Below are 24,581 nucleotides of genomic sequence, written 5' to 3' on the forward strand. Positions count from 1 at the left end.
GCGCACATGATGCGGAAGGCCTGAGCACTCCCGGGGCTCCTCTACACTCCTCACATGGATTCGATGCCCACCACCCCCTCCCCCACGGCCACGACCGTGGCAGCGCCGATACGCTGGTGGCGCAAGTGGTGGCGCGGCTTGTCGCCTACCCGGCAAGACCGTTTTGCCGCACTCGCCCCCCTCGCGGCAGTGCTGATGTTCCTGGCCGCCATCGTTGCGGCGTTCTGGTACCTGCGCGCCGAAGAAGCCGAACGCGAACAAGAAGCCCTACGGCGCGACGTGGAATACGCCCAGCAGCGCGTACGCCTGCGCCTGCTGGAGCGGCAAGAGCAACTCATGCGCATCGCACGCGATGTGTCCAACCAGGACCTGGGTAAGGCAGAGTTCATCAGCCGCGCGGAGGCACTGATCAGCCAGTACCCGGAGCTGCAGGCCATCACCTGGATTGACGACCGCCGACGCATCCGCGCAAGCCAGGCCGCCCCGACACTGGCCAGTGGTGAGCTGCGCATCGCAGGCGAAGTCCTCAAGCCCGGGGATACCGCCGACACCTTTGGCCTGGCGCGGGACCTGCAGCAACCGGTGTACGCGCAGCCGGCCGCCACGTCGGGCGATGCGACCCCACTGCTGCAGCTGCAGGTGCCGCTCAACAACCAGGGCAAGTTCAGCGGCGTGGTGCTGGGTGAATATTCCATCGACAGCCTGCTGCGCTACGGCACCCCCACCGAAGTGCTGGCGCGCTACGCGGTGACGCTGCTCGACAGCAAGAACCAGGTGCTGGCGGGCACGCCGCTGGGCCCGCGCAACAAGGCCACGCAGTTGCTCCCTTGGACGCCCAAGGCCAACGAGTACGAGGTACCGGTCTCCCCCGTTGGCAACGGTCTGGTGCTGCGCGCCCAGGCGTACCGCACGTCGCTTGGCGTGGTGGGCAGCGGGCTGTTCTGGCTGGTGGGCACGCTGAGCGCGATGACGGCCTGGATGCTGATCGCCACCTGGCGCCACACCCGTCGCCGCATGCAGGCGCAAGAGGCTCTGGTGGCCGAGACCAACTTTCGCCGGGCGATGGAAAACTCCATCCTCACCGGCATGCGCGCCCTGGATATGGAAGGCCGCATCAGCTATGTGAACGCCGCCTTTTGCCAGATGACGGGCTGGAGTGCCGAAGAGCTGGTGGGCCTGAAGGCCCCCTTCCCCTACTGGCCCGAGGCCGATCACGAAACCCTGCAGGCCAAGCTGCGCGACGAACTGCGCGGCAACACCATGGCAGGCGGCTTTCAGGTGCGCGTCAAGCGCAAGAGCGGGACGCTGTTCGACGCCCGGCTCTATGTGTCGCCACTGATCGACGCCCATGGCCAGCAGACAGGCTGGATGACGTCGATGACTGACATCACCGAGCCCAACCGCATTCGTGAACAGCTGTCGGCGTCGCACGAACGCTTCACCATCGTGCTGGAATCGCTGGACGCCTCGGTGTCGGTGGCACCCCTGGGCAGCGAAGAGCTGCTGTTTGCCAACAAGCTCTACCGTCAGTGGTTCGGGTCGCAAACCGGCGGGCACCTGCAACTGGTGGCGCAGGCAGGTGTGGTGCCGATTGCGGGCAAGGAGCAAAGTGGCATGGACGATGAGGACGGCCTGATGGGCCTGCCCACCGACACGCTGACCAGCGCCCGCAGTGAAAACGCCGAGATCTACCTGCCCGACCTGGGCAAGTGGCTGGAAGTGCGCTCGCGCTATCTGAACTGGGTGGACGGCCGCCTGGCCCAGATGGTGATTGCCACGGACATCACCCCCCGCCGCCTGGCTGAAGAGCAGGCCCAGCGGCAGGCCGAGCGCGCGCAGTCGGTCAGCCGCCTCATCACCATGGGCGAGATGGCATCCAGCGTGGCGCACGAACTCAACCAGCCGCTCACCGCCATCAACAACTACTGCAGCGGCATGGTTTCGCGCATCCAGAGCGGCCAGCTCACCGAAGAGGCCCTGCTCACCGCCCTGCAAAAGACAGCCCATCAGGCGCAGCGCGCAGGCCAGATCATCCAGCGGATCCGCTCGTTCGTGAAAAAGAGCGAGCCCAACCGCACGCTGGCCGATGTGCATTCGATGGTCAACGAAGCCGTCGAGCTGGCCGACATCGAACTGCGCCGACACAACGTGCGCCTGACGCACTACGTTGCCGCGCGCCTGCCGCAAGTGATGGCCGACACCATCCTGATCGAGCAGGTGCTCGTCAACCTGATGAAGAACGGCGCCGAGGCCATCCAGCACGCCGACCGCCCCGCCCCCAACCGCAGCGTGGAGCTGCGCGTGGTGCCCAAGCAGATCGATGACCGCCAGGTGGTCGAGTTCTCGGTGCAGGACACCGGCAAGGGGCTGGCCCCCGAAGTGCTGGAGCGCCTGTTCGAGGCCTTCTTCTCCACCAAGCAGGAAGGCATGGGCATGGGCCTCAATCTGTGCCGCAGCATCGTCGAGTCCCACCAGGGCCGGATGCAGGCGGAGAACCTCTACAATGGCTCGGAGGTTACAGGCTGCAGGTTCTCCTTCTGGCTGCCGCTTGCCAAGCCTGCTGATGCCACTACAAATTCTGTAGCAAACGAACAAAACCCAAGGACTGTTGCATGAGCTTGATTCCGAAAAAAGGCACTGTTTACGTTGTGGACGACGACGAAGCAGTTCGCGATTCCCTGCAGTGGCTGCTGGAAGGCAAGGACTACCGGGTGCGTTGCTTTGATTCGGCCGAGACGTTTCTCTCACGCTACGATCCACGCGAGGTGGCCTGCCTGATCGTTGACATCCGCATGGGCGGCATGACCGGGCTGGAGCTGCAGGACCGCCTCATCGAGCGCAAATCGCCGCTTCCCATCGTGTTCATCACCGGCCACGGCGACGTGCCCATGGCAGTGAACACCATGAAGAAAGGTGCACTGGACTTCATCCAGAAGCCTTTTGACGAAGAAGAGCTGGTGGGCCTGGTAGAGCGCATGCTGGACCACGCCCGCGAAGCCTTCGCGGGCTACCAGCAGGCCGCCAGCCGCGACGCCCTGCTATCCAAGCTCACCAGCCGCGAGGCGCAGGTGCTCGAACGCATTGTGGCCGGTCGCCTGAACAAGCAGATCGCTGACGACCTGGGCATCAGCATCAAGACGGTGGAGGCACACCGCGCCAACATCATGGAAAAGCTCAACGCCAACACGGTGGCCGATCTGCTCAAGATCGCTCTGGGGCAGAACGCGCCCAAGGGCTGATCGCTCCCATTTTGATAGCTACCAGCGCATATTGCACTAGCGCTACCAGCCATTTTGACTTGTATTTTCTGACATGACAGCCCAACTCATCGACGGCAACGCCCTTTCCCGCCAACTTCGCAGTGAGGTGGCGCAACGCGCTGCCGCCCTCACCGCCCGTGGCCACCAGCCTGGCCTGGCGGTGATTCTGGTGGGCGAAGACCCAGCCTCGGCCGTGTATGTGCGCAACAAGGTCAAGGCCTGCGAGGACAGCGGCGTGCGCTCCATCTTTGAAAAGTACGACGCCGATCTGAGCGAGGCTGCGCTCCTGGCACGCATCGAAGCCCTCAATGCCGACCCCACGGTGCACGGCATCCTGGTGCAGATGCCCCTGCCCAAGCACATTGACCCACACAAGGTCATCGAGGCCATTGCCACCTCCAAGGATGTGGATGGCTACTCGGTGCTGTCGGCTGGCGAACTCATGGCGGGGCTGGACGGTTTCCGCCCCTGCACGCCCTACGGCAGCATGAAGCTCATCGAGTCCACGGGCCAGTCGATCAAGGGCAAACATGCCGTGGTCATCGGGCGCAGCAATACCGTGGGCAAGCCCATGGCACTGCTGCTGCTGCAGGCCAATGCCACGGTCACTGCCACCCACAGCGGCACCCCCGACCTGGGCTACCACACCCGCCAGGCAGACATCGTGGTGGCTGCGGTCGGCCGCGCCAACACGCTCACCGCCGACATGGTCAAGCCCGGTGCCATCGTGATCGACGTGGGCATCAACCGCAAGGCCGACGGCAAACTGTGTGGCGATGTGGACTTTGAGGGCGTCAAAGAGGTGGCGGGCTGGATCACCCCCGTCCCTGGCGGGGTTGGACCCATGACCATTACCATGCTGCTGGTGAACACCATCGAAGCCGCCGAGCGGGCTGCCGCGCGCTGACCGCGCCCGGGGAAGACGCCAGCCGCTTTGCAACTTGAACCTGCGCCGCCTGGCGCCATCTAATCCCGCATGAGCAACGCCCTTCTCGACTTCTCCGACCTCCCCGCCTTTGACCGCATCACCCCACAGGACGTAGCCCCTGCGGTTGATGTGCTGCTGGAGCGTGCCAATCAGGCTCTGGAGACCGTCACGGCGCCCGACTTCCCTGCCCGCTGGGATGCCATCGCCAAGGTGCTGGATGTAGCCACCGAACAGCTCGGTCGCGCCTGGGGGGCTGTCAGCCACCTCAACAGCGTTGCCGACACACCGGAACTGCGCGCGGCCTACAACGCCGCCCTGCCCCGCGTCACGGAGTTCTGGACCCGCCTGGGCGCTGACGAACGCCTCTATGCCAAGTACAAAGCCATCGACCCCGCCACCCTGACGCCCGAGCAGCGCCAGGCCCACCGCAACGCAGTGCGCAACTTCGTGCTCAGCGGCGCTGAGCTGACCGGGGTGGCCAAAGAGCGCTTCGCCCAGATCCAGGAACGCCAGGCCGAGTTGAGCCAGAAGTTCAGCGAAAACGCATTGGACGCCACCGATGCCTTTGCCTACTACGCCACCGCTGAGGAACTGGACGGTGTACCGGCCGATGTGCAGCAAGCCGCTTTGGCGGCGGCACAGGCGGACGGGAAACCAGGCTACAAGCTCACCCTGAAGATGCCTTGCTACCTGCCGGTGATGCAGTTTGCCACCCGCAGCGACCTGCGCGCCAAGCTGTACCGCGCCTATGTCACCCGTGCCTCGGACCAGGCCGAAGGCGAAGGCCAGAAATTCGACAACACCGCGCTGATTGGCGAAATCCTGGCCTTGCGCCGAGAAGAAGCCCAGCTGCTGGGCTACGCCAACTTTGGTGAAGTCTCCGTGGTGCCCAAGATGGCCCAGTCGCCCGCCGAGGTTGTCCAGTTCTTGCGTGATCTCGCCCGCCGCGCCCGGCCCTATGCCGAACAGGACGTGGCCGACCTGCGCGCCTTTGCGGCCGAACACCTGGGCCTGACCGACCCGCAGCCCTGGGACTGGCCCTACATCTCTGAAAAGCTCAAGGAAGCCCGCTACGCCTTCAGCGAGCAGGAACTCAAGGCGTACTTCACGGCGCCCAAGGTATTGGCAGGCCTGTTCAAGATCATTGAGACGCTGTTTGAAGTGTCCATCCGCCGCGACACGGCACCGGTGTGGCACCCTGCGGTGGAGTTCTATCGCATCGAACGCAACGGCCAACTGGTGGGCCAGTTCTACCTCGATCAGCCCGCGCGCACCGGCAAGCGGGGCGGCGCCTGGATGGATGACGTGCGCACGCGCTGGCAGCGCCCCGACACCGGAGTGCTGCAAACGCCGATTGCCCACCTCGTCTGCAACTTCGCGGATGGCGTGGACGGTAAGCCGCCACTGTTGACCCACGACGACGTGATCACGCTGTTCCATGAATTTGGCCATGGACTGCATCACATGCTGACCCAGGTGAACGAACGCGATGTTTCCGGCATTGGCGGCGTCGAATGGGACGCCGTGGAGCTGCCCAGCCAGTTCATGGAAAACTTCTGCTGGGAATGGGATGTGCTCAAACACATGACGGCCCACGTGGACACCGGCGAGCCGCTGCCGCGCACGCTGTTTGACAAGATGATCGCCGCCAAGAACTTCCAGAGCGGCATGCAGACCCTGCGCCAGATCGAGTTTGCCTTGTTCGACATGCTGCTGCACACCGAACACGACCCGGCCCAGGACTTCATGCCCCTGCTGACCCAGGTGCGCCAGGAAGTGGCCGTGCTGCAGCCGCCCGCGTTCAGCCGCACGGCCCACACCTTCAGCCACATCTTTGCCGGCGGCTATGCAGCGGGGTACTACAGCTACAAATGGGCCGAGGTACTCAGCGCCGACGCCTACGCCGCCTTTGAAGAAACCGCCGGTACCGACGGCTTGCCCAGCACCGAAACCGGGAGACGCTACCGTGAGGCCATTCTGGAAGCGGGTGGCAGCCGCCCCGCCATGGAGTCCTTCAAGGCCTTCCGTGGCCGCGAGCCCAGTCTGGATGCCCTGCTGCGCCACCAAGGCATGGCGGAAGAACTGACCGCCTGAGTGCGGTCTGTCGCCTGGCCTCTAAAAACCACAGCCCCACAAGAATGAGGAGAACCCGCATGCCCCGTACAACGTTCGCTCCTGCCGCTGCCTCCTTGTTGATGGCCCTGGCCTCTGTGGGGGCCCAGGCGCAGAATGTCTATCGCATTGTCGGGCCCGACGGCAAGGTGACTTTCTCAGACCGCCCTCCGGCCGAAACCACTGCACCGCCCGCGCGCAGCCCTGCAGCCCCGGCTGCCGCGACCGCAAGCCCAGCAGCGGCCAATGGAGCGCTGCCTTACGAACTGCGCCAGGTGGCCAACCGGTACCCGGTGACCATCTACACCGGCAATGACTGCGCACCCTGCGGAAGCTTGCGCAACATGCTGACATCACGCGGTGTGCCGTACACCGAACGCACAGTGGCCAGTAATGAGGACATTGCCGCACTGCAACGCCTGAGTGGCAGCACCAGCCTGCCTTTTGGCACCATTGGCGGCCAGCAACTGGTGGGCTTTTCGGACGCGGAGTGGATCCAATACCTCGACGCAGCGGGTTACCCCAAACAATCCCAGTTGCCCAGCAACTACCGCCAGCCAGCGCCCACCCCCCTGGTAGCGGCCAAGCCGGTGGAGGCTGCACCCGCCGCTGAACCGAAAGCGCCGGCGCGGCCTGCGCTCCCTCCATCGGTCAATGACGGCCCAACACCAAGCAATCCCGCCGGTATCCGGTTCTGACACTGTGACGTAGCCGCCTCCAGACGGCTACGTCCTTCCATTCACCTCCACACAACAGAAAGGGGCCTCCAGAGGCCCCTTTTGTATTGGCGAACTACGGGGGTGGGCTTATCACCCACCCCACCACCATTCCTCAATAGGTGATGGTCTTCACGCCCTGCGCCGTACCCAGCAGGCACACGGATGCCTTCTGGTGGGCAAACGCACCCACGGTCACCACGCCAGGCCATTGGTTGATCTCTGACTCGAACGCCAGCGGGTCGGTGATGGACAAGCCCTTCACGTCCAGAATGTGCTGGCCGTTGTCAGTCACCAGTGGCTGTCCGTCCTTGAGTCGCAAGCTGGCCTGTCCACCCATGGCGGCAAAACGGCGCGCAATGTGATTGGCAGCCATCGGGATCACCTCCACCGGCAACGGAAACTGGCCCAGGGCCTTCACCAACTTGGATTCGTCGGCAATACACACGAAGCGCTCGGCCAATGCTGCCACGATCTTCTCGCGTGTCAGTGCAGCGCCGCCGCCCTTGACCATGTAACCTTGGCCGTCGATCTCGTCCGCGCCGTCAATATAGACGGAGAGCGATGGCACCTCATTGGCATCGAACACGGCGATGCCCAGTGCCTTCAGGCGATCGGTGCTGGCTACGGAACTGGATACAGCGCCCTTGATCTGGTCCTTCATGCCCGCCAGGGCGTCAATGAACTTGTTGACGGTGGAGCCGGTGCCCACCCCCACAATCTCGCCAGGCACCACGTATTGCAGCGCGGCTTGGCCTACCAGGGTCTTGAGTTCGTCTTGGGTCAGGGGAGTGGTGGTCGTCATGGGAGAAAATCGGGGGTAATCCTGAATTATCTCCCCATGTCCCTGATCCCCTACGCCCTCACCCGCCCCTTTCTCTTCGGCATGGACGCCGAGGCCGCCCACGAACTCACCATGGACATGCTGGCGCGCGGGCAGCGCACGCCGCTGCAATGGGCCTGGTGCAACGAAACTGTGAACGACCCCATCACCCTGGCGGGGCTGAAGTTTCCCAACCGCGTGGGCATGGCGGCGGGCCTGGACAAGAATGCGCGCTGCATTGACGCGCTGGGCGCCATGGGTTTCGGTTTTGTGGAGGTGGGCACCGTGACCCCCAAAGCGCAGCCGGGCAACCCCAAGCCGCGCATGTTTCGCCTGCCCGAGGCCCGCGCACTGATCAACCGCCTGGGCTTCAACAACGAAGGCCTGGACGCCTTCCTGCGCAATGTGCAGCAGGCGCAGTTTCGCAAGCAGAACCGTCAGCACCCCATGCTGCTTGGTCTCAACATCGGTAAGAACGCCACCACCCCCATCGAGAACGCCACCAGCGACTACCTGATCTGCCTGGAGGGCGTATACCCCCATGCCGACTATGTGACGGTCAACATCAGCTCACCCAATACCCAGAACCTGCGCGCATTGCAAAGCGATGCCGCACTGGATGCACTGCTTGGAGCGATTGCCGAGCGCCGTGAGGCGCTCGCCGCCCAGCACCAGCGGCGCGTACCGGTTTTTGTGAAGATTGCACCGGACCTGGATGAAGCCCAGGTGGCAGTGATCGCTGCCACGCTGCAGCGCCACGGCATGGACGGTGTGATTGCCACCAACACGACCATCAGCCGCGCTGCGGTGCAGGGCATGCGCCACGCGGAAGAGACGGGGGGGTTGAGTGGCACTCCGGTGCTGGAAGCCAGCAACCAGGTCATTCGGCAGCTGCGCGCAACCTTGGGCAGCGGATTCCCCATCATTGGTGTCGGCGGCATCATGAGCGCCGACGACGCAGTGAGCAAGATTCGTGCAGGGGCAGACGTGGTGCAGATCTACACCGGCCTGATTTATGAAGGCCCTGCGCTGGTCGTGAAGGCCGCCAAGGCCATCAAGGCCTTGCGCTAACCCCACGGGCCACAAACGCTCGGTCACATTGCCCCACAAGAAAACGGAGCCTCTGGCAACAGGGCTCCGTTTCAGTTTTCGGCGTGGTTTTGAGCAGCGGGACGCCGCCCTCCGCAACCCCGCCAGTGGTCAGCGCCGCAAGCGCATCAGCATCGGCAGGACAATGCCCGCCCACCGGATCAACCTGCGCGGGCCGGCCACCAGAGCGACACCGGCCATGGCCGCCACCGCCAGCGGGTGTTCGCGCGCGAACCCGGCGGCGCGCAGCGCCAGCGAGGCATCTCCACTGCCCGTGGCACCTCCGGCTTGCTCCGCGAGCGCGCGGGCCTGGGCCCGGGCCACGCGGCGGGCACGCAGCCGCTCGCGCTGCAGTTCAATTCGGTCAAGCACACGCTGCTGTTCCGGCGTAGCTACCAGCCTTACCGTGGGCGCAGTCTGCGGTGTACTAGTGGTTGGGAGGGGGGTGCTCACAAGCGCTCCTTGATGTCACGCCAGTCCTGGGCCAGCTCTCGCCGCGTCAGCGCAAAGCCGCTGCCCGCGCGCTGCGCCACAGACACCAACGACACCGTGGCGGCGGCCCAGCCTGCAGCCCATACGGCAGCCACCAGCCACGCCACCAGCGTGCGTTGCGGGGAGTCCCAAAAGTGCACCAGCACCGCCAGCGACACCATGATCAGGGCCACCACCGTGAGCCCAACGACCAGAATGGTAAGCACCAGCAGTTGTTGCAGCCGCTGCTTGAGGTCCGCCCATTCCAGGCGGGCCAGGTCCATCCGGTCTTCGGCGGCGATGGCGCCCTCGATCAGGTTGGCACGCCAGCGGGCGGCCAACCCTTCCAGACCCAGCAGCGAGAGCCAATTCATGTCTTGTTGCCTCTGTGGCGTGCCGTCATGGTGGGACAGCGACGATCAGCGGCGTGCAAGCAGAAAGCCAACCAACGCACCCACAGCCAATGCGGCACCCGCCACACGCCAAGGTTCGTCATGGGCGTAGCGGTCGGCTGCCAAAGCGGCTTCCTTCGCTTGGCGGGCGGCGTCCTGAGCGGCGCGCACAGCAGATTCACGCACGTTGTGCATGCCATCGTCCAGGCGCTGGCGCAACAGCTTGATTTCAGGCACTGCGTCCAGGTCCTTGTTGGCCAACAGCCCCCGCAGATCGGAAACCAGCTTTTCCAGTTCGCCCTGGGTGGTCGTGGTGTCAGAAGCAGTCATACAAGCCTTTCTGTGTAGTGCCAAAAGTGATGGGAAACCCCGCACGCGAACGTTGGGGCTGAAGTTCATCTTAGCCATCCGCGCAGAAACCCCTCGTAGGACGGGGGCGCAAGAGGTTACTGATTGCAAATGGCTTGCTGCAGATCAAACCAGCGCAGCCACATGCTCCGCAATGGCCAGGGCACTTGTCAAGCCGGGCGACTCGATGCCAAAGAGGTTGACCAGCCCCGCCACCCCATGGGCAGCAGGCCCTTGAATGACGAAGTCGGCAGCGGGTGCACTGGGCCCGTGGATCTTGGGACGCATGCCCGCGTAGCCCGCCGCCAGAGCGTCATCTGGCAAGCCCGGCCAATATTTGCGCACCTCGGCATAAAAGGCATCGCCGCGCGCGGGGTCCACCTGCAGATCGTCGGGCGAGTCCACCCATTGCACGTCCGGGCCAAACTTGGCCTGGCCGCCCAGGTCCAGCGTGAGGTGTACACCCAGTCCAGCCGCCTCGGGCACCGGGTAAATCAGTCGGCTGAACGGCGCCTTGCCCGTCAACGTGAAATAGTTGCCCTTGGCGTAGTAAGCGGTAGGCACATGCTGCGGGGCCAGCCCCGCAAACCTTGCAGCCAGCGCGGGGGCGTGCAACCCGGCGGCGTTTACCACGGTGCGTGCGTGGAGGCGTGTGCCATCCACCGCTTCCAAATCAATAGCATCAGAGCCAGTAGATGCTAGCGCTAGTGGCGAATTCAGCGCCACAACACCACCCGCATGCTCCAGATCGCCCTGCAGCGCCAGCATAAGCGCATGGCTATCGACGATGCCGGTGCTGGGTGAATGCAAGGCACCGAAGCAGGCCAGAGCTGGCTCCATCGCCAGGGCTTCTTCGCGGCTGAGGCGTTGCAGGTCCAGCACTCCATTGGCACGGGCCCGCACCTGGATGCCTTCCAGGCTGTCCAGCTGGGCGGCAGAGGTGGCCACCAGCAGCTTGCCGCAGCGGCGGTGGGGCACACCGCGCTCCGTGCAGTAGGCGTAAAGCAATTCCTTGCCCCGCACGCACAGCCTGGCCTTGAGCGAACCTGCGGGGTAATACAGCCCGGCATGAATCACCTCGCTGTTGCGCGAACTGGTGCCAGTGCCGATGGCCTCCGCTGCCTCCAGCACCATCACCTCCCGCCCCTGGAGCGCCAGTGCACGGGCCACCGCCAGACCCACCACGCCCGCGCCTACCACCACACAATCCACCGTATCGATCATCAGTGCGTCTCCTGCATCACCTGCCGGGTGCCGCGTCAGGCCTGCTCAAAACCATCGAGCACGTTGACGGCATTGGTGCCCAGCTCAGCCGCCGCATAGCCGCCTTCCAGCACGAACACCGTGGGCAACCCCAGCCGTGCCAGCCGCTCGCCCAGGCGGGTGAAATCTGACGAGGCCAGGGCAAACCGCGAGATGGGATCGCCCTCAAAGGCATCCAGCCCCAGAGAGATCACCAGCCCGTCGGCGCGGTAATCCGTGATGCGCAGGCACGCTTGCTCAAGTGCATTGAACCATGTTGCCGCGCTGGTGCCCGCAGGCAAGGGCAGGTTCAGGTTAAACCCAACACCAGCCCCCTCGCCCGTCTCGTCGGCGTGGCCCAGGTAGAAGGGGTACTCCGTGCGCGGGTCACCGTGCATGCTGATGAACAGCACATCGCTACGGTCGTAAAAGATGCTCTGCGTGCCGTTGCCATGGTGATAGTCCACGTCCAGCACCGCCACACGCTGGGCGCCCTGGTTGCGCAGGGTTTGCGCTGCCACGGCGGCGTTGTTCAAGAAGCAATAGCCCCCCATGAAGTCCGGGCCCGCATGATGCCCTGGCGGCCGTGTGCAGCAAAACGCGGCGCGCGTCCCCTGCGCAACGCGTGCCGCCGCGCTGGCAGCCGCATCGGCCCCCGCCTTGGCTGCGGCCCAGGTTCCTGCCGCCATGGGTGTACCGTTGTCCATGGAGTACAGCCCCAGCCGTGCGACAAAGTTATCGGGTTCCACATCACTGCGCAGCGTGCGCACCGGCCAGACAGACGGAAAAGGCTGCACTGACGCATTGGTTGGGTCCAGCGCCAGCCATTGTTGCCAGGCGGTCTGCAGAAAGGCCAGATAGCGCGGCGCATGCACCTGCGCCAGCACGGCATTGCAGTCCACATCGGGCAACACCATGGCGTGGCCGCGTGTGCGCAGGGCGTCTTCCACATAGTCCACACGTTCGGGTTTTTCAAAACAGGGCACGCGCTCGCCCCGGAAGAATTCGTGGGCCGGTGCATGCCCCTGGTGCAAGGGATTGTGGAAGGTGATCATGGATGCTGCGTTGCAGGTACGGGCGACAAATGTAGCGCGCAAGCCTGCGTTGTACGCCGCTTTGGCGAATGGTCGCTGCACTTTGCAGCTTGCAGACAGGCGGACGAGCCAAGAAAAAACCCCTGCAGGTCAGGAACCTGCAGGGGTTTTTGAATTGGTGGGTGATACATGGATCGAACATGTGACCCCTGCCGTGTGAAGGCAGTGCTCTACCGCTGAGCTAATCACCCGTCGCAAGCACCTTGGAGAAAGATACCGCTGCGAAAAGTCTGGCAGCAACATGGTGGGTGATACATGGATCGAACATGTGACCCCTGCCGTGTGAAGGCAGTGCTCTACCGCTGAGCTAATCACCCTTGTCGCTGCGACAGCCTTCTATTATGGCACAGCTTTTTAGGCCGACTGGAGAGTTCGCCAAATTGTTTTGCCACCGCTGGCCTTGTCGATCTGCGTGAGCACCTCGGCATGGGCCGCCTGCTCTTGTTCGCTCGCCCGCAGCACCGGCAGCGCAAGGCCACGCAAATCGATGGCTGCCACCTTCACGCCGTCAGCGCTGTCATGGCCATCGTCGGCGATCAGCAAGGCATCCTGCCCGCGCGTGAGATTGATGTAGACGTCGGCCAGCAGCTCGGCGTCGAGCAAGGCGCCGTGCAGCGTACGGCCCGAGTTGTCCACGCCCAGACGGTCGCACAGGGCGTCCAGCGAGTTGCGCTTGCCCGGGTACATCTCCTTGGCCATGGCCAGCGTGTCAGTCACGCTTTGCACATAGGTGCCAAACGCCGGGCGCCCCACCAGCTCCAGTTCCTTGTTGAGAAAGCCTACGTCGAACGCAGCGTTGTGGATGATGATCTCGGCGCCCTGCAGGTACTGCAGGATGTCGTCCACCACGTCGGCAAATTTGGGCTTGTCCTTCAGGAACTCGTTGCTAATGCCGTGCACCTTCAGCGCATCTTCATGGCTGTCACGGCCAGGGTTGAAGTACAGGTGCAGGTTGTTGCCGGTCAGCTTGCGGTTGAGCAGCTCCACACAACCCAGTTCAATGATGCGGTCACCACCTTCGGCCGAAAGGCCGGTGGTCTCAGTGTCCAGAACAATTTGCCGGGACATCAGTGGTTTTCCTTGGCGTGGTTGATCGTGTACTTCGGAATTTCGACGATCAGGTCGGTCTGCGCCAGGATGGCCTGGCACGACAGGCGCGACTGCGGTTCCAGGCCCCAGGCGCGGTCCAGCAGGTCTTCTTCCTCTTCTTCTGCCGCATTCAGCGAATTCAGCCCCTGGCGCACGATGACGTGGCAGGTGGTGCAGGCACAGCTCATGTCGCAGGCGTGCTCGATGTTGATGTGGTTGTCCAGCAGGGCTTCGCAGATCGAGGTGCCTGCGGGCGCCGTGATCTCAGTGCCAGCGGGGCAGTATTCGGGATGGGGAAGGATCTTGATGACAGGCATGGGGTGGTCTTTTTCTTGTTCAGAGGGATGCGCTGGCTCGTATCACAGGCTCGCGACGTTCTTGCCGGCCAGGGCCTGCTGGATACCGCGGTTCATGCGCTGGGCTGCAAACGCCTCGGTGCCCTTGGCCAGGGCTTCCGTGGCGGCCTCAATGGCCGCGGCATCGTCGGCGTCGCGCTGGTGGCGCAAGGCCACCATCAGAGCGTCGATGGCAGCCCGCTCCTTGGGGCTGAGCACGTCGCCATCCGCGTCAAGCGCGCTTTGCGTGGCAATCAGCATGCGGTCGGCGTCCACGCGGGCCTCGACCACGGCACGGGCTTTCATGTCCTGCGCGGCCGTGGCAAAGCCATCCTGCAGCATGCGCGCGATCTGGTCGTCCGTGAGGCCGTACGATGGTTTCACGTCAATGCGGGCCTCCACCCCACTGCCCTGCTCTTTCGCGGCCACGCTCAGCAGGCCATCGGCATCGACGGTGAAGGTCACACGGATGCGCGCAGCGCCTGCCGCCATCGGGGGAATACCGCGCAACTCAAAGCGCGCCAGGCTGCGGCAGTCCTGCACCAGGTCACGCTCGCCTTGGACCACATGGATGGCCAGCGCGGTCTGTCCATCCTTGTAGGTCGTGAAGTCCTGCGCCTTGGCGGTAGGTATGGTCTCGTTGCGCGCAACAATGCGCTCCACCAACCCGCCCATGGTTTCGATGCCCAGGGACAGCGGAATCACGTCCAGCAGCAGCAGGTCGCCTGCCGTGTTGTTACCGGCCAGCTGGTTGGCCTGGATGGCGGCACCCAGCGCGACCACTTCGTCGGGATTCAGGTTGGTCAGTGGCTCCTTGCCAAAGAACTCCGCCACGGCCCGCTGCACCTGCGGCATGCGGGTGGAGCCGCCCACCATGACCACACCCTGCACTTCATCGCGCGCCAGATGCGCATCGCGAAGGGCCCGGCGCACAGCCGCCATGGAGCGGGCTGTCAAATCGGCCGTCACCGCGTCAAAATCCAACCGTTTGACGTCAAATTGCACAGAAGCGCTAGATAGCTCTGCCTTGAATGCTACCAAATCAGTAGCAGTCAAGGCCTCCTTGCAGGCGCGTGCAGCCATGCGCACGGCCGACTTGTCGGCTGGTGTGACCGCCTGTTGCCCCACCTGCTGCAGAACCCAGTCCGCCAGCGCCGCGTCGTAGTCGTCGCCTCCGAGGGCAGAGTCGCCGCCCGTGGCAATCACCTCGAACACGCCCTGCGTCAGGCGCAGGACGGAAATATCAAACGTACCCCCACCCAGGTCATAGACGGCGTAGACGCCCTCGCTGGCGTTGTCCAGGCCATAGGCAATCGCCGCCGCAGTGGGCTCGTTAATCAGGCGCAGCAGGTTGATGCCAGCGAGCTTGGCCGCATCCTTGGTGGCCTGGCGCTGGGCGTCGTCGAAGTACGCAGGCACGGTGATCACTGCGCCATACAGATCATCATTGAAGGTGTCTTCGGCGCGGTAGCGCAGCGTGGCCAGAATCTCGGCACTGATCTCGACGGGCGACTTGTTGCCATCCACCGTGGACAGGCTGACCATACCGCCCTCGCCGCCATCAGCAGCAGCCACGAAGTCGTATGGCAGCTTGCCCGCTTCCGCCACGTCCTTGAGGCCACGCCCCATGAAGCGTTTGGCCGAGGCGATGGTGTTGCGTGCATCCTGGGCCTGCGCCGCCACGGCGTCATATCCGATCTGGCGACCGCCGTTGGCCAGGTAGCGCACCACCGAGGGCAGCAGCACCCTGCCCTGTGCATCGGGCAGGCATTCGGACACACCATTGCGCACAGCGGCAACCAGAGAATGGGTGGTGCCCAGGTCAATGCCCACCGCGATGCGCCGCTGGTGCGGGTCGGGGGACTGGCCGGGTTCGGAGATCTGCAAAAGCGCCATGAAATTTCGGGTCTCAACGTGGTGGGGGACGCCATCACCTCAGCAAGCGACAGGGGCCCCAGGGGGAAAGCAAAACCGCTCTATTGTCCCAGTTGCTCTCGGCGACGTTCTACGTCGTCCGCAAATCGCGCAATGAACATGAGGGCTCTGACCTGGCGGGCCGCGCCCGCATAGTCCTGCTGCTGGTCGATGAGTTGCTCGCACTGCGACAGAGCGGCACGCCGGGCTTGTTCCACCTCATCGTCCAGTGCGTCCAGCTCGCTGTCTGCGCGGGCATCTTCCAGTGCCTCGCGCCATTCCATCTGCTGCATCAAAAACACAGCGGGCATGGCGGTGTTGTCTTCGGCACGGATAGGCGCTCCGTGCAGTTCGCACAGATAGGCCGCCCGGCGCATGGGGTCCTTCAGGCGTTGGTAAGCCTCGTTGATGCGCACGGACCACTGCATCGCTACGCGCTGCGCCGCAGCGCCTTGCGCAGCAAACTTGTCGGGGTGGGCTTCGCGCTGCAGTTCCTTCCAGCGCGCGTCGATGGCGCTGCGTTCTTGTGCAAAGCGGCAAGCCAGGCCAAACAGTTCGAAGTCGTCAGATTGCAGATTCATGCGCAAGGGGGCGTGAAGAAAATCCAAGAAAAAACCGCCAGCACAGAGCGCGTTGGCGGTTTGGCGTTACATCAGCTGAAGACGTTCAGACGCGGAAGCTCTCTCCGCAACCGCAGCGATCACGCTCGTTGGGGTTGTTGAACTTGAAGCCTTCGTTCAGCCCCTCACGGACAAAGTCCAGCTCGGTGCCATCGATGTAGGCCAGGCTCTTGGGGTCAATCAGCACCTTGACGCCGTGGTTTTCAAACACGATGTCCTCGGGCTCGCTCGCGTCCACATACTCCAGCTTGTAGGCAAGCCCCGAGCAGCCGGTCGTCTTGACCCCCAGACGCACGCCCAGCCCCTTGCCACGGCGGGCAAGGTAACGGTTGACGTGCCGGGCTGCAGCTTCTGTCAGCGTAATGGCCATGTCTCTCGATCTATCTGTCAAACAATCAGGCGGCAGTGGCCGTGGTGGCGTGCTTGGTCTTGTAGTCCAACACAGCAGCCTTGATGGCATCTTCCGCCAGGATGGAGCAATGGATCTTGACGGGCGGCAAGGCCAGCTCTTCGGCGATCTCGCTGTTCTTGAGCGCGGCAGCTTCGTCCAGCGTCTTGCCCTTGACCCACTCGGTCACCAGCGACGAGGAGGCAATCGCCGAGCCACAGCCGTAGGTCTTGAAGCGAGCGTCTTCGATCACGCCGGTTTCAGGGTTCACCTTGATCTGCAGCTTCATCACGTCGCCGCAGGCAGGCGCGCCCACCATGCCGGTGCCCACCGAATCGTCACCCTTGTCGAAGGAACCCACGTTGCGGGGGTTTTCGTAATGGTCAACCACTTTGTCTGAATAAGCCATGATGTGTACCTCTTCAATACGTCCAGAATGTGTGCGGAATCAGTGAGCAGCCCACTGGATGGTGCTGATGTCGATGCCGTCCTTGTACATCTCCCACAGCGGGCTCAGCTCGCGCAGGCGGGCCACGTTCTCGCGGATGGTGGAGATGGCGTAGTCAATCTCTTCCTCGGTCGTGAAACGGCCGATGGTCATGCGCAGGCTGCTGTGGGCCAGCTCGTCGCTGCGGCCCAAAGCGCGCAGCACATAGCTGGGCTCCAGGCTGGCAGAGGTGCAGGCCGAGCCCGAAGACACCGCCAGGCCCTTGATACCCATGATGAGCGATTCGCCTTCGACGAAATTGAAGCTCATGTTCAGGTTCTGCGGCACACGGCGCTCCAGGCTGCCGTTGATGTAGACCTGCTCGATGTCCTTGAGGCCGTCGAGCAAGCGCTGCTGCAGCGCCTTGGCCTTGGCGTTGCTCTCGGCCATTTCTTCCTTGGCGATGCGGAAAGCCTCGCCCATGCCCACGATCTGGTGCGTGGGCAATGTGCCCGACCGCATGCCGCGTTCATGGCCGCCACCGTGCATCTGGGCTTCCAGCCGCACGCGGGGCTTGCGGCGCACGTACAGCGCACCGATGCCCTTGGGTCCGTAGGTCTTGTGGGCGGTCATGCTCATCAAGTCGATGGGCAGCACGTTCATGTCGATCTCGACACGGCCCGTCGCCTGGGCGGCATCCACATGCAGCAGGATGCCCTTCTCACGGCACAGGGCGCCAATGGCGGGGATGTCCTGGATCACACCGATTTCGTTGTTCACGAAGAGGATGCTGATCAGCACGGTGTCAGGACGGATGGCAGCCTTCAGGGCATCCATGTTGACCAAACCGTCTTCCTGCACGTCCAGATAGGTGGCTTCAAAGCCTTGGCGCTCCAGCTCGCGCATGGTGTCCAGCACGGCCTTGTGCTCGGTCTTGAGCGTGATGAGGTGTTTACCCTTGCCTTTGTAGAAATGCGCAGCGCCCTTCAAGGCCAGGTTGATGGACTCGGTCGCACCACTGGTCCAGACGATTTCGCGAGGGTCGGCACCAATCAGGTCGGCCACTTGCACACGCGCTTTTTCCACCGCCTCTTCGGCCTCCCAGCCCCATGCGTGGCTGCGCGACGCCGGGTTACCAAAGTGCTCACGCAACCAGGGAATCATGGCGTCCACCACGCGGGGGTCTACCGGGGTCGTGGCGCCATAGTCGAGGTAAATGGGGAAGTGCGGGGTCATGTCCATGGCTGGCTCAGTAAAAGGTTCTGGCTGGCAAACAGAAGAGGCAGAACAAACAAGAAAACGATTACAACGCGGTCAGGGCAGTGCTGACCCCAGGGCCAGCACGGCGCACCAAGCATCAGGATTTGGCGAAGACGTTACCCAGCGCAAACACCGAATTGGGGGCGTTCACGCGGATGGGCTTGACCACCGGCGTCGTGGAGATGGCGCGGCGAACCACGGGTTTGTCTTCGATCTGCACGCCCTTGGCGAGCTGCTCGTCCACCAGTTTTTGCAGGGTGACCGAGTCCAGAAACTCCACCATGCGCTGGTTCAGCGAGGCCCACAGTTCATGCGTCATGCAACGGCCGGCTTCACCCAGGCAGTTTTCCTTGCCACCACACTGCGTGGCGTCGATGGGCTCATCCACCGAAACGATGATGTCGGCCACCGTGATGTCGCCTGCCTTGCGGGCCAGCGTATAACCGCCGCCGGGGCCACGGGTGGATTCCACCAGTTCATGGCGGCGCAGCTTGCCAAAGAGTTGCTCCAGGTACGACAGCGAAATCTGCTGGCGCTGGCTGATGGCAGCCAGCGTGACGGGACCGTTGTTCTGGCGCAGGGCCAGGTCAATCATGGCGGTGACCGCAAAACGGCCTTTGGTTGTGAGACGCATCGCAAGCTCCTTGTGCTAAGGCTTGTTCGTTGAAGAAACCGCCTGCGCTGACTGTTTGCCAGCGAGGCACCGTCTCCGCCCCTTACTCCGCCCAGTCACCTGCTGCGGAGCCCTTCATCGTTGGGCTGTTTTGTTGAGTGTTTTATGCGAGTATAGCACAAATCCCTATTGATTCTGTCGGGTTAAAAAACCAAATAGTTATTAATCGACTCAATAGTATTTTCTCATCGCATTCCCAATCGCAATCCCTTTTACAAGGCCACGGAATCGCTGCCGTGCGCACCAAAGGCCTGGTCCTTGAGACGCGTGAGCTGGTCGCGCACCCGGGCCGCCTGCTCGAACTCCAGGTTGCGCGCATGTTCCAGCATGAGCTTTTCCAGGCGCTTGATCTCGCGTGCCACGTCTTTCTCGGACATGTCCTCCACCTGCGCCCGCTGCAATGCTTCCTGCTCCAGGCGTTCGGCGTCCTTGCCGGCTTTTTCGCTGTACACGCCGTCAATCAGGTCTCTTACCCGCTTGACAATGCTGCGCGGCGTGATCCCGTTGGCCTCGTTGTATGCGATCTGCTTGATGCGCCGGCGTTCCGTCTCACCCATGGCTTTTTTCATGGAGTCGGTGATGCGGTCGGCGTACAGGATGGCATGGCCGTTCAAGTTGCGCGCTGCACGGCCAATGGTCTGTATCAGGCTGCGCTCGGCGCGCAAGAAGCCCTCCTTGTCCGCATCGAGGATCGCCACGAGCGACACCTCAGGAATGTCCAGCCCCTCGCGCAGCAGGTTGATGCCCACCAGCACGTCGAAAGCCCCCAGGCGCAGGTCGCGGATGATCTCCACGCGCTCCACGGTGTCCACATCGCTGTGCAGGTAGCGCACCTTGACACCGTTGTCGGTGAGATAGTCGGTCAACTGCTCCGCCATGCGCTTGGTCAACGTGGTAATGAGTACGCGCTCATGCTTTTCTACACGAATGCGTATTTCTTGCAGCACGTCATCCACCTGATGGGTGGCTGGACGCACTTCCACCACCGGGTCCACCAAGCCCGTGGGGCGCACTACCTGATCCACCACCTGGCCTGCATGGGTCTTTTCGTAGTCTGCTGGCGTGGCCGATACAAAGATCACCTGCCGCATGCGTTGCTCAAACTCCTCGAACTTGAGCGGTCGGTTGTCCAGCGCCGAAGGCAGGCGAAAACCATATTCGACCAGCGTGGTCTTACGCGAGCGGTCGCCGCTGTACATCGCGTTGAGCTGGCCGATCATCTGGTGGCTTTCGTCCAGAAACATGATCGCGTCCTTGGGCATGTAGTCGGTCAGCGTGCTGGGCGGATCGCCCGGCGCCGCGCCCGACAGGTGGCGCGTGTAGTTCTCAATGCCTTTGCAGTGGCCCACTTCGCTCAGCATTTCCAGATCAAATCGCGTGCGCTGCTCCAGCCGCTGCGCTTCGACCAGCTTGCCGTCAGCCACCAGCTGCTGCAGGCGTTCGGCCAGTTCCAGCTTGATGGTCTCGACCGCCGCCAGCACCTTGTCGCGCGGCGTCACGTAGTGGCTGCTGGGGTACACGGTAAAACGCGGGATCTTCTGCTTGACGCGGCCCGTGAGCGGGTCGAACAGCTGCAGGCTCTCAATCTCGTCGTCAAACAGCTCAATGCGAATCGCCAACTCGGAGTGTTCGGCCGGGAACACATCGATGGTGTCGCCCCGCACACGGAACTTGCCTCGGCTGAAATCCGCCTCGTTGCGCTGGTACTGCATGCGGATCAACTGAGCGATCACGTCCCGCTGCCCCAGCTTGTCCCCAACCCGCAGCGTCATCACCATGCGGTGGTAGCTCTCGGGCTCGCCAATGCCGTAGATGGCCGACACAGTGGCCACGATCACCACATCGCGCCGCTCCATCAGGCTCTTGGTGCAAGACAGCCGCATCTGCTCGATGTGCTCGTTGATCGCGCTGTCCTTCTCGATGAACAGGTCGCGCTGCGGCACGTAGGCCTCTGGCTGGTAGTAGTCGTAGTAGCTGACGAAATATTCCACGGCGTTCTTGGGAAAGAACTCGCGGAACTCGCTGTACAGCTGCGCGGCCAGTGTCTTGTTGGGCGCAAAGATGATGGCCGGGCGTCCCATGCGTGCGATCACGTTGGCCATGGTGAAGGTCTTGCCCGATCCCGTCACACCCAGCAGCGTCTGGAAGGTTTCCCCATCATTCAGTCCCTCCACCAGCTTGTTGATGGCCTCGGGCTGGTCGCCTGCCGGTGGATACGGCTGGAACAGTTCAAACGGGGAATCGGGGAAGCGGACGAACTCGCCGTCTTGCTTTTCAGTTATGACTTCTGTGATATCCGGCATGGGGGCGGTCAACGGGTGGTGAAGGCGGGCCGTTAAAATCGGCCGAACCCGGCACAGTACACCACGCCCGGATTCTTCGCTACTGACAACCTTTCAAGGATTTTCATGTCTCTGTTCACCGCCGTCGAAATGGCCCCCCGCGACCCCATCCTGGGCCTCAACGAGCAATTCAACGCCGACACCAACCCCAACAAGGTCAACCTGGGCGTCGGCGTTTATTTCGACGACAACGGCAAGCTGCCCCTGCTGCAATGTGTGCAGGCCGCAGAAAAGACCATGATGTCCACCCCCACGGCCCGTGGCTACCTGCCCATCGACGGCATCGTGGCGTACGACAACGCCGTCAAGAGCCTGGTGTTCGGCGCTGAGAGCGAACCCGTGAAGTCTGGCCGCGTAGCCACCGTGCAGGCCATCGGCGGCACCGGCGGCCTCAAGATCGGTGCCGATTTCCTGAAGAAGGTCAGCCCCAACGCCAAGGTGCTGATCTCCGACCCCAGCTGGGAAAACCACCGCGCGCTGTTCACCAACGCCGGTTTTGAAGTCGATACCTACGCCTACTACGACGCTGAAAAGCGCGGCGTGAATTTCGAAGGTTTCCTGGCCAGCCTGAATGCAGCCGCCCCCGGCACTATCGTCGTGCTGCACGCCTGCTGCCACAACCCCACCGGCTACGACATCACCGCCGCGCAGTGGGACCAGGTCATCGCCGTCGTCAAGGCCAAGGGCCTGACGCCCTTCCTGGACATGGCCTACCAGGGCTTTGGCCACGGCATCGCCGAAGACGGCGCCGTGATCGGCAAGTTTGTGGCTGCCGGCCTGAACTTCTTTGTGTCCACATCTTTCAGCAAGAGCTTCAGCCTGTACGGCGAACGCGTGGGCGGCCTGTCGGTGCTGTGCGCCGACAAGGAAGAAGCCGGCCGCGTGCTGAGCCAACTGAAGATCGTGATTCGCACCAACTACTCCAACCCACCCATCCACGGTGGCGCAGTGGTGGCCGCCGTGCTGAACAACCCTGAGCTGCGCGCGATGTGGGAAAAAGAACTGGCCGAAATGCGCGTGCGCATCAAGGCCATGCGCCAAAAGCTGGTGGACGGCCTCAAGGCTGCGGGAGTGAAGCAGGACATGTCCTTCATCACCACCCAGATCGGCATGTTCAGCTACTCCGGCCTGTCCAAGGACCAGATGGTTCGCCTGCGCAACGAGTTCGGCGTGTACGGTACCGACACCGGCCGCATGTGCGTGGCCGCCCTGAACAGCAAGAACATCGACTACGTCTGCCAGGCCATTGCAAAGGTCGTCTGAGCACGATGAGGAAGCGGCGCTCGCGCGCCGCTTTGTGAGCGAAACGCTCCAGAACCCGCACAACGCGGCCCTTCTGGAGCGTTTGCCGTTTCTGGGCCTGCCCGACGCGTGGCTGGTGGCGGGCTGCCTGTTCCAGACGGTGTGGAACCTGCACTCTGGCCTGGAGCCCACCGCGAACATCAAGGACTACGACCTGTTCTACTTCGACGGCAACGACTTGTCCGAATCGGCGGAGCAGCAGGTGCAAGCCCGCGCCACCGCCCTCTTCGCCGACCTGCCCATCACCGTCGAAGCCAAGAACCAGGCCCGCGTGCACCTCTGGTACGAGCGCTGGTTTGGTTACCCGTATGCGCCGCTGCAGTCCGCCCGCAACGGGATCGAGCGTTTTCTGGTGCCCTGCACCTGCGTGGGCCTGCAACCTGCCATCACCCCCGGCGTTGCTCGGCCCACGCTGTACGCGCCGTACGGACTGGAAGAGCTGTACGCAGGACTTCTCAAACCCAACCCCGCCTGCCCGCACCTGCCGTTGTTTGAGGCCAAAGCGCAAAGCTACCGCGAACGCTGGCCGTGGCTGACGATCCAGGCCGCAGGTCACGCGACGGCCTGAAGACGCCCCAACCGCTGCGACGCGGCGATTTCAGGCATTTTTGGGCTCTTCTAGCGAATGCTAGTGACGCCTTGACTCCCCATAGCCGCCTCCAGCACCAGTGCGGGCTGCGGCCCCATGGGGCCTGATCGGTCCAACATCCTGAACCAGCCCAGGTACGAATCAAGGTATTTCGTTGCAACGCCCTTGAAGCGCTGCATCCACCCGCGCAGCCTGCTGACATAGGCATTGACGTTTTGAACATGCCAGGGGCCTCTCACACGCCTACCCCGGCTCACGTTCACCGCCTGGTGCTGCACGCCCAGGGCCCGCGCAGCGCTGGCCAGTGTGACGCTGCCGTCGGTGCATAGGATGGTGTCTGGTGGCAGCAAGGGTTTGAGTGCAGTTTGCACACTCACCGCTTGGTTCGTCTGCAGGATGAGGTTGGCCGTTGCTCCGGCCCGGTCTCGCGCCATCAGCACCGGGGTGTATTCCAAGCCCTTGCAGCCAGCCAGCGCCTTACCGCCGCGTCGGCGAGGACGACGCAGCAAGCCTCTGTGTCCCTTGCAGGAGGCCAGGAAGTAAGACTCATCGGCCTCGGCGATGCCCACAAGCTGGCGTGCCTGCACGCTCTTGGGGCAGGCCAGGAAGCGGTGGCGCCAGCGAAAGGCGGTGCTTTGCGCCACACCCAGGCGCAGGGCCACCTGGTTGAGTGAGAGTCCTTCGCTCAAGACCTGCGCCTGGCCCATCCACTTATCCCGCAGATGCAGGCGTGCCAGCGGTGTTCCAGTCAAGGCGTTGAAGGTGCGCGCGCACTGGCGGCACTTGAAGCGTTGCAGCCCGTTGGCCGAGCCATTCTTGACAAGCTGCGGGCTGCCGCAGTGCGGACAGGTTCGGTGGGCGCTGCCATGTGCTTCTACAACGGCGATGGCTTGACTGTGATCGAGCAGCGCCTGCAGGCAGCTTGCCAGTTGCTGGCGCTGGTGGTGCGTCAGCTGGGGCAGGCTGTGGATCAAGCGCGTCATCTGTTGCTGTCGCATGGCCTTCTCCTGGGGCAGACGCAAGCGCGTCATGCTGGGGAGATGGGGGCGTAGCGCTACGGTTAAAGACTCATCACTAGCATTCGCTAGAAGAGCCCATTTTTGGCCTCAAGCGCTAGATGTACATGCGCCAATAGCTATCAAAAAAGAAGCACTCAATCGGCTTCAG

24 protein-coding genes and 2 tRNA genes are annotated in these 24,581 nt (G+C 63.2%); 8 read left to right on the forward strand and 18 right to left on the reverse strand.

The annotated features are described in order from the left end of the window. The first annotated feature begins 54 nt into the window (after positions 1 to 54). The 5 genes from CLU87_RS09865 to CLU87_RS09885 all read left to right on the forward strand — a co-directional run bounded on the left by CLU87_RS09865 (position 55) and on the right by CLU87_RS09885 (position 6,998). Entirely contained in the window at positions 55 to 2,616 is a 2,562-nt protein-coding gene (locus CLU87_RS09865; RefSeq protein ID WP_056062995.1) for a PAS domain S-box protein, read from the forward strand. Further along, complete coding sequence (locus CLU87_RS09870) at positions 2,613 to 3,239, forward strand: response regulator transcription factor (protein WP_007848524.1); 627 nt, start codon at positions 2,613 to 2,615, stop codon at positions 3,237 to 3,239. Before CLU87_RS09865 ends, CLU87_RS09870 begins: the two co-directional genes overlap by 4 nt. A 73-nt stretch (positions 3,240 to 3,312) precedes the next feature. Continuing rightward, positions 3,313 to 4,167, forward strand: coding sequence for a bifunctional methylenetetrahydrofolate dehydrogenase/methenyltetrahydrofolate cyclohydrolase FolD (gene folD, locus CLU87_RS09875; protein ID WP_099730342.1), 855 nt, complete (start codon positions 3,313 to 3,315; stop codon positions 4,165 to 4,167). A 69-nt stretch (positions 4,168 to 4,236) separates the two neighbouring features. Next, the gene (locus tag CLU87_RS09880; RefSeq protein WP_099730343.1) at positions 4,237 to 6,282 is read left to right on the forward strand and encodes a M3 family metallopeptidase; all 2,046 of its coding nucleotides are present in this window, start codon (positions 4,237 to 4,239) and stop codon (positions 6,280 to 6,282) included. Between the two features lie 59 nt (positions 6,283 to 6,341). Beyond that, positions 6,342 to 6,998, forward strand: a complete 657-nt coding sequence (locus CLU87_RS09885) for a glutaredoxin family protein (RefSeq protein WP_099730344.1) — start codon at positions 6,342 to 6,344, stop codon at positions 6,996 to 6,998. Between the two features lie 133 nt (positions 6,999 to 7,131). On the opposite strand, the gene rpiA is transcribed toward CLU87_RS09885, so the two are convergent. Beyond that, on the reverse strand, positions 7,132 to 7,821 hold the full coding sequence (gene rpiA, locus CLU87_RS09890) for a ribose-5-phosphate isomerase RpiA (protein ID WP_099730345.1): 690 nt from the start codon (positions 7,819 to 7,821) through the stop codon (positions 7,132 to 7,134). A 36-nt stretch (positions 7,822 to 7,857) separates the two neighbouring features. Between rpiA and CLU87_RS09895 the strand changes: the two genes are divergently transcribed. After that, the gene (locus tag CLU87_RS09895) at positions 7,858 to 8,910 is read left to right on the forward strand and encodes a quinone-dependent dihydroorotate dehydrogenase (RefSeq protein WP_099730346.1); all 1,053 of its coding nucleotides are present in this window, start codon (positions 7,858 to 7,860) and stop codon (positions 8,908 to 8,910) included. A 129-nt stretch (positions 8,911 to 9,039) separates the two neighbouring features. Here CLU87_RS09895 and CLU87_RS09900 read toward each other — a convergent pair whose 3' ends face one another. From CLU87_RS09900 to uvrB, 16 genes are all read right to left on the reverse strand, one after another. Further along, a complete protein-coding gene (locus CLU87_RS09900; RefSeq protein WP_099732118.1) occupies positions 9,040 to 9,327 on the reverse strand; it encodes a hypothetical protein in 288 nt (95 codons plus the stop codon). 50 nt (positions 9,328 to 9,377) lie between these two features. Next, complete coding sequence (locus tag CLU87_RS09905; protein WP_099730347.1) at positions 9,378 to 9,773, reverse strand: phage holin family protein; 396 nt, start codon at positions 9,771 to 9,773, stop codon at positions 9,378 to 9,380. A gap of 45 nt (positions 9,774 to 9,818) precedes the next feature. Beyond that, positions 9,819 to 10,121: a DUF883 family protein gene (locus CLU87_RS09910; RefSeq protein WP_008904788.1), complete on the reverse strand. Its 303-nt coding sequence runs from the start codon at positions 10,119 to 10,121 to the stop codon at positions 9,819 to 9,821. A gap of 144 nt (positions 10,122 to 10,265) precedes the next feature. Then, entirely contained in the window at positions 10,266 to 11,363 is a 1,098-nt protein-coding gene (locus tag CLU87_RS09915; RefSeq protein WP_099730348.1) for an NAD(P)/FAD-dependent oxidoreductase, read from the reverse strand. A gap of 35 nt (positions 11,364 to 11,398) precedes the next feature. Further along, entirely contained in the window at positions 11,399 to 12,436 is a 1,038-nt protein-coding gene (locus CLU87_RS09920; RefSeq protein WP_099730349.1) for a histone deacetylase family protein, read from the reverse strand. A 155-nt stretch (positions 12,437 to 12,591) separates the two neighbouring features. Continuing rightward, positions 12,592 to 12,666 (reverse strand) — tRNA-Val (locus CLU87_RS09925). 51 nt (positions 12,667 to 12,717) lie between these two features. Continuing rightward, positions 12,718 to 12,792 (reverse strand) — tRNA-Val (locus CLU87_RS09930). Between the two features lie 37 nt (positions 12,793 to 12,829). After that, complete coding sequence (dnaQ, locus tag CLU87_RS09935; protein ID WP_056063030.1) at positions 12,830 to 13,543, reverse strand: DNA polymerase III subunit epsilon; 714 nt, start codon at positions 13,541 to 13,543, stop codon at positions 12,830 to 12,832. Further along, positions 13,543 to 13,881 (reverse strand): ISC system 2Fe-2S type ferredoxin, encoded by a 339-nt coding sequence (fdx, locus tag CLU87_RS09940; RefSeq protein WP_056744679.1) that lies wholly within the window; start codon positions 13,879 to 13,881, stop codon positions 13,543 to 13,545. Before fdx ends, dnaQ begins: the two co-directional genes overlap by 1 nt. A 42-nt stretch (positions 13,882 to 13,923) precedes the next feature. Next, entirely contained in the window at positions 13,924 to 15,795 is a 1,872-nt protein-coding gene (gene hscA / locus CLU87_RS09945; protein ID WP_099730350.1) for a Fe-S protein assembly chaperone HscA, read from the reverse strand. An 80-nt stretch (positions 15,796 to 15,875) separates the two neighbouring features. Next, complete coding sequence (gene hscB, locus CLU87_RS09950; RefSeq protein WP_099730351.1) at positions 15,876 to 16,394, reverse strand: Fe-S protein assembly co-chaperone HscB; 519 nt, start codon at positions 16,392 to 16,394, stop codon at positions 15,876 to 15,878. Between the two features lie 85 nt (positions 16,395 to 16,479). Further along, on the reverse strand, positions 16,480 to 16,803 hold the full coding sequence (gene iscA, locus CLU87_RS09955) for an iron-sulfur cluster assembly protein IscA (RefSeq protein WP_056063043.1): 324 nt from the start codon (positions 16,801 to 16,803) through the stop codon (positions 16,480 to 16,482). Between the two features lie 25 nt (positions 16,804 to 16,828). Continuing rightward, a complete protein-coding gene (gene iscU, locus CLU87_RS09960) occupies positions 16,829 to 17,230 on the reverse strand; it encodes a Fe-S cluster assembly scaffold IscU (protein ID WP_056063045.1) in 402 nt (133 codons plus the stop codon). A 39-nt stretch (positions 17,231 to 17,269) separates the two neighbouring features. Continuing rightward, on the reverse strand, positions 17,270 to 18,490 hold the full coding sequence (locus CLU87_RS09965) for an IscS subfamily cysteine desulfurase (protein ID WP_056063047.1): 1,221 nt from the start codon (positions 18,488 to 18,490) through the stop codon (positions 17,270 to 17,272). 115 nt (positions 18,491 to 18,605) lie between these two features. Continuing rightward, a complete protein-coding gene (gene iscR / locus CLU87_RS09970; RefSeq protein WP_015013980.1) occupies positions 18,606 to 19,142 on the reverse strand; it encodes a Fe-S cluster assembly transcriptional regulator IscR in 537 nt (178 codons plus the stop codon). Positions 19,143 to 19,393: 251 nt separating this feature from the next. Next, positions 19,394 to 21,484, reverse strand: a complete 2,091-nt coding sequence (gene uvrB, locus CLU87_RS09975; RefSeq protein WP_099730352.1) for an excinuclease ABC subunit UvrB — start codon at positions 21,482 to 21,484, stop codon at positions 19,394 to 19,396. 105 nt (positions 21,485 to 21,589) lie between these two features. Between uvrB and CLU87_RS09980 the strand changes: the two genes are divergently transcribed. Both CLU87_RS09980 and CLU87_RS09985 read left to right on the forward strand, forming a co-directional pair. Beyond that, complete coding sequence (locus tag CLU87_RS09980; RefSeq protein ID WP_056744665.1) at positions 21,590 to 22,786, forward strand: amino acid aminotransferase; 1,197 nt, start codon at positions 21,590 to 21,592, stop codon at positions 22,784 to 22,786. Between the two features lie 34 nt (positions 22,787 to 22,820). Further along, complete coding sequence (locus tag CLU87_RS09985; protein ID WP_233193756.1) at positions 22,821 to 23,393, forward strand: nucleotidyltransferase family protein; 573 nt, start codon at positions 22,821 to 22,823, stop codon at positions 23,391 to 23,393. 50 nt (positions 23,394 to 23,443) lie between these two features. On the opposite strand, the gene CLU87_RS09990 is transcribed toward CLU87_RS09985, so the two are convergent. Next, positions 23,444 to 24,412: an IS1595 family transposase gene (locus tag CLU87_RS09990; RefSeq protein ID WP_099729449.1), complete on the reverse strand. Its 969-nt coding sequence runs from the start codon at positions 24,410 to 24,412 to the stop codon at positions 23,444 to 23,446. Positions 24,413 to 24,581 lie beyond the last annotated feature (169 nt).

This window comes from Acidovorax sp. 59 (assembly GCF_002754175.1).
In the GTDB taxonomy this organism is placed as follows: Bacteria; Pseudomonadota; Gammaproteobacteria; order Burkholderiales; family Burkholderiaceae_C; genus Acidovorax; species Acidovorax delafieldii.

Excerpts from the sequence above, each read along its gene's own strand:
- CLU87_RS09980 (WP_056744665.1), top strand. The coding sequence starts at position 21,590 with ATGTCTCTGTTCACCGCCGTCGAAATGGCCCCCCGCGACCCCATCCTG.
- CLU87_RS09865 (WP_056062995.1), top strand. The coding sequence starts at position 55 with ATGGATTCGATGCCCACCACCCCCTCCCCCACGGCCACGACCGTGGCA.
- dnaQ (WP_056063030.1), bottom strand. The coding sequence starts at position 13,543 with ATGTCCCGGCAAATTGTTCTGGACACTGAGACCACCGGCCTTTCGGCC.
- rpiA (WP_099730345.1), bottom strand. The coding sequence starts at position 7,821 with ATGACGACCACCACTCCCCTGACCCAAGACGAACTCAAGACCCTGGTA.
- iscR (WP_015013980.1), bottom strand. The coding sequence starts at position 19,142 with ATGCGTCTCACAACCAAAGGCCGTTTTGCGGTCACCGCCATGATTGAC.
- hscB (WP_099730351.1), bottom strand. The coding sequence starts at position 16,394 with ATGAATCTGCAATCTGACGACTTCGAACTGTTTGGCCTGGCTTGCCGC.
- uvrB (WP_099730352.1), bottom strand. The coding sequence starts at position 21,484 with ATGCCGGATATCACAGAAGTCATAACTGAAAAGCAAGACGGCGAGTTC.
- CLU87_RS09880 (WP_099730343.1), top strand. The coding sequence starts at position 4,237 with ATGAGCAACGCCCTTCTCGACTTCTCCGACCTCCCCGCCTTTGACCGC.
- CLU87_RS09870 (WP_007848524.1), top strand. The coding sequence starts at position 2,613 with ATGAGCTTGATTCCGAAAAAAGGCACTGTTTACGTTGTGGACGACGAC.
- folD (WP_099730342.1), top strand. The coding sequence starts at position 3,313 with ATGACAGCCCAACTCATCGACGGCAACGCCCTTTCCCGCCAACTTCGC.
- CLU87_RS09990 (WP_099729449.1), bottom strand. The coding sequence starts at position 24,412 with ATGCGACAGCAACAGATGACGCGCTTGATCCACAGCCTGCCCCAGCTG.
- iscU (WP_056063045.1), bottom strand. The coding sequence starts at position 17,230 with ATGGCTTATTCAGACAAAGTGGTTGACCATTACGAAAACCCCCGCAAC.
- CLU87_RS09910 (WP_008904788.1), bottom strand. The coding sequence starts at position 10,121 with ATGACTGCTTCTGACACCACGACCACCCAGGGCGAACTGGAAAAGCTG.
- CLU87_RS09965 (WP_056063047.1), bottom strand. The coding sequence starts at position 18,490 with ATGGACATGACCCCGCACTTCCCCATTTACCTCGACTATGGCGCCACG.
- fdx (WP_056744679.1), bottom strand. The coding sequence starts at position 13,881 with ATGCCTGTCATCAAGATCCTTCCCCATCCCGAATACTGCCCCGCTGGC.
- CLU87_RS09915 (WP_099730348.1), bottom strand. The coding sequence starts at position 11,363 with ATGATCGATACGGTGGATTGTGTGGTGGTAGGCGCGGGCGTGGTGGGT.
- CLU87_RS09895 (WP_099730346.1), top strand. The coding sequence starts at position 7,858 with ATGTCCCTGATCCCCTACGCCCTCACCCGCCCCTTTCTCTTCGGCATG.
- hscA (WP_099730350.1), bottom strand. The coding sequence starts at position 15,795 with ATGGCGCTTTTGCAGATCTCCGAACCCGGCCAGTCCCCCGACCCGCAC.
- iscA (WP_056063043.1), bottom strand. The coding sequence starts at position 16,803 with ATGGCCATTACGCTGACAGAAGCTGCAGCCCGGCACGTCAACCGTTAC.
- CLU87_RS09905 (WP_099730347.1), bottom strand. The coding sequence starts at position 9,773 with ATGAATTGGCTCTCGCTGCTGGGTCTGGAAGGGTTGGCCGCCCGCTGG.
- CLU87_RS09885 (WP_099730344.1), top strand. The coding sequence starts at position 6,342 with ATGCCCCGTACAACGTTCGCTCCTGCCGCTGCCTCCTTGTTGATGGCC.
- CLU87_RS09920 (WP_099730349.1), bottom strand. The coding sequence starts at position 12,436 with ATGATCACCTTCCACAATCCCTTGCACCAGGGGCATGCACCGGCCCAC.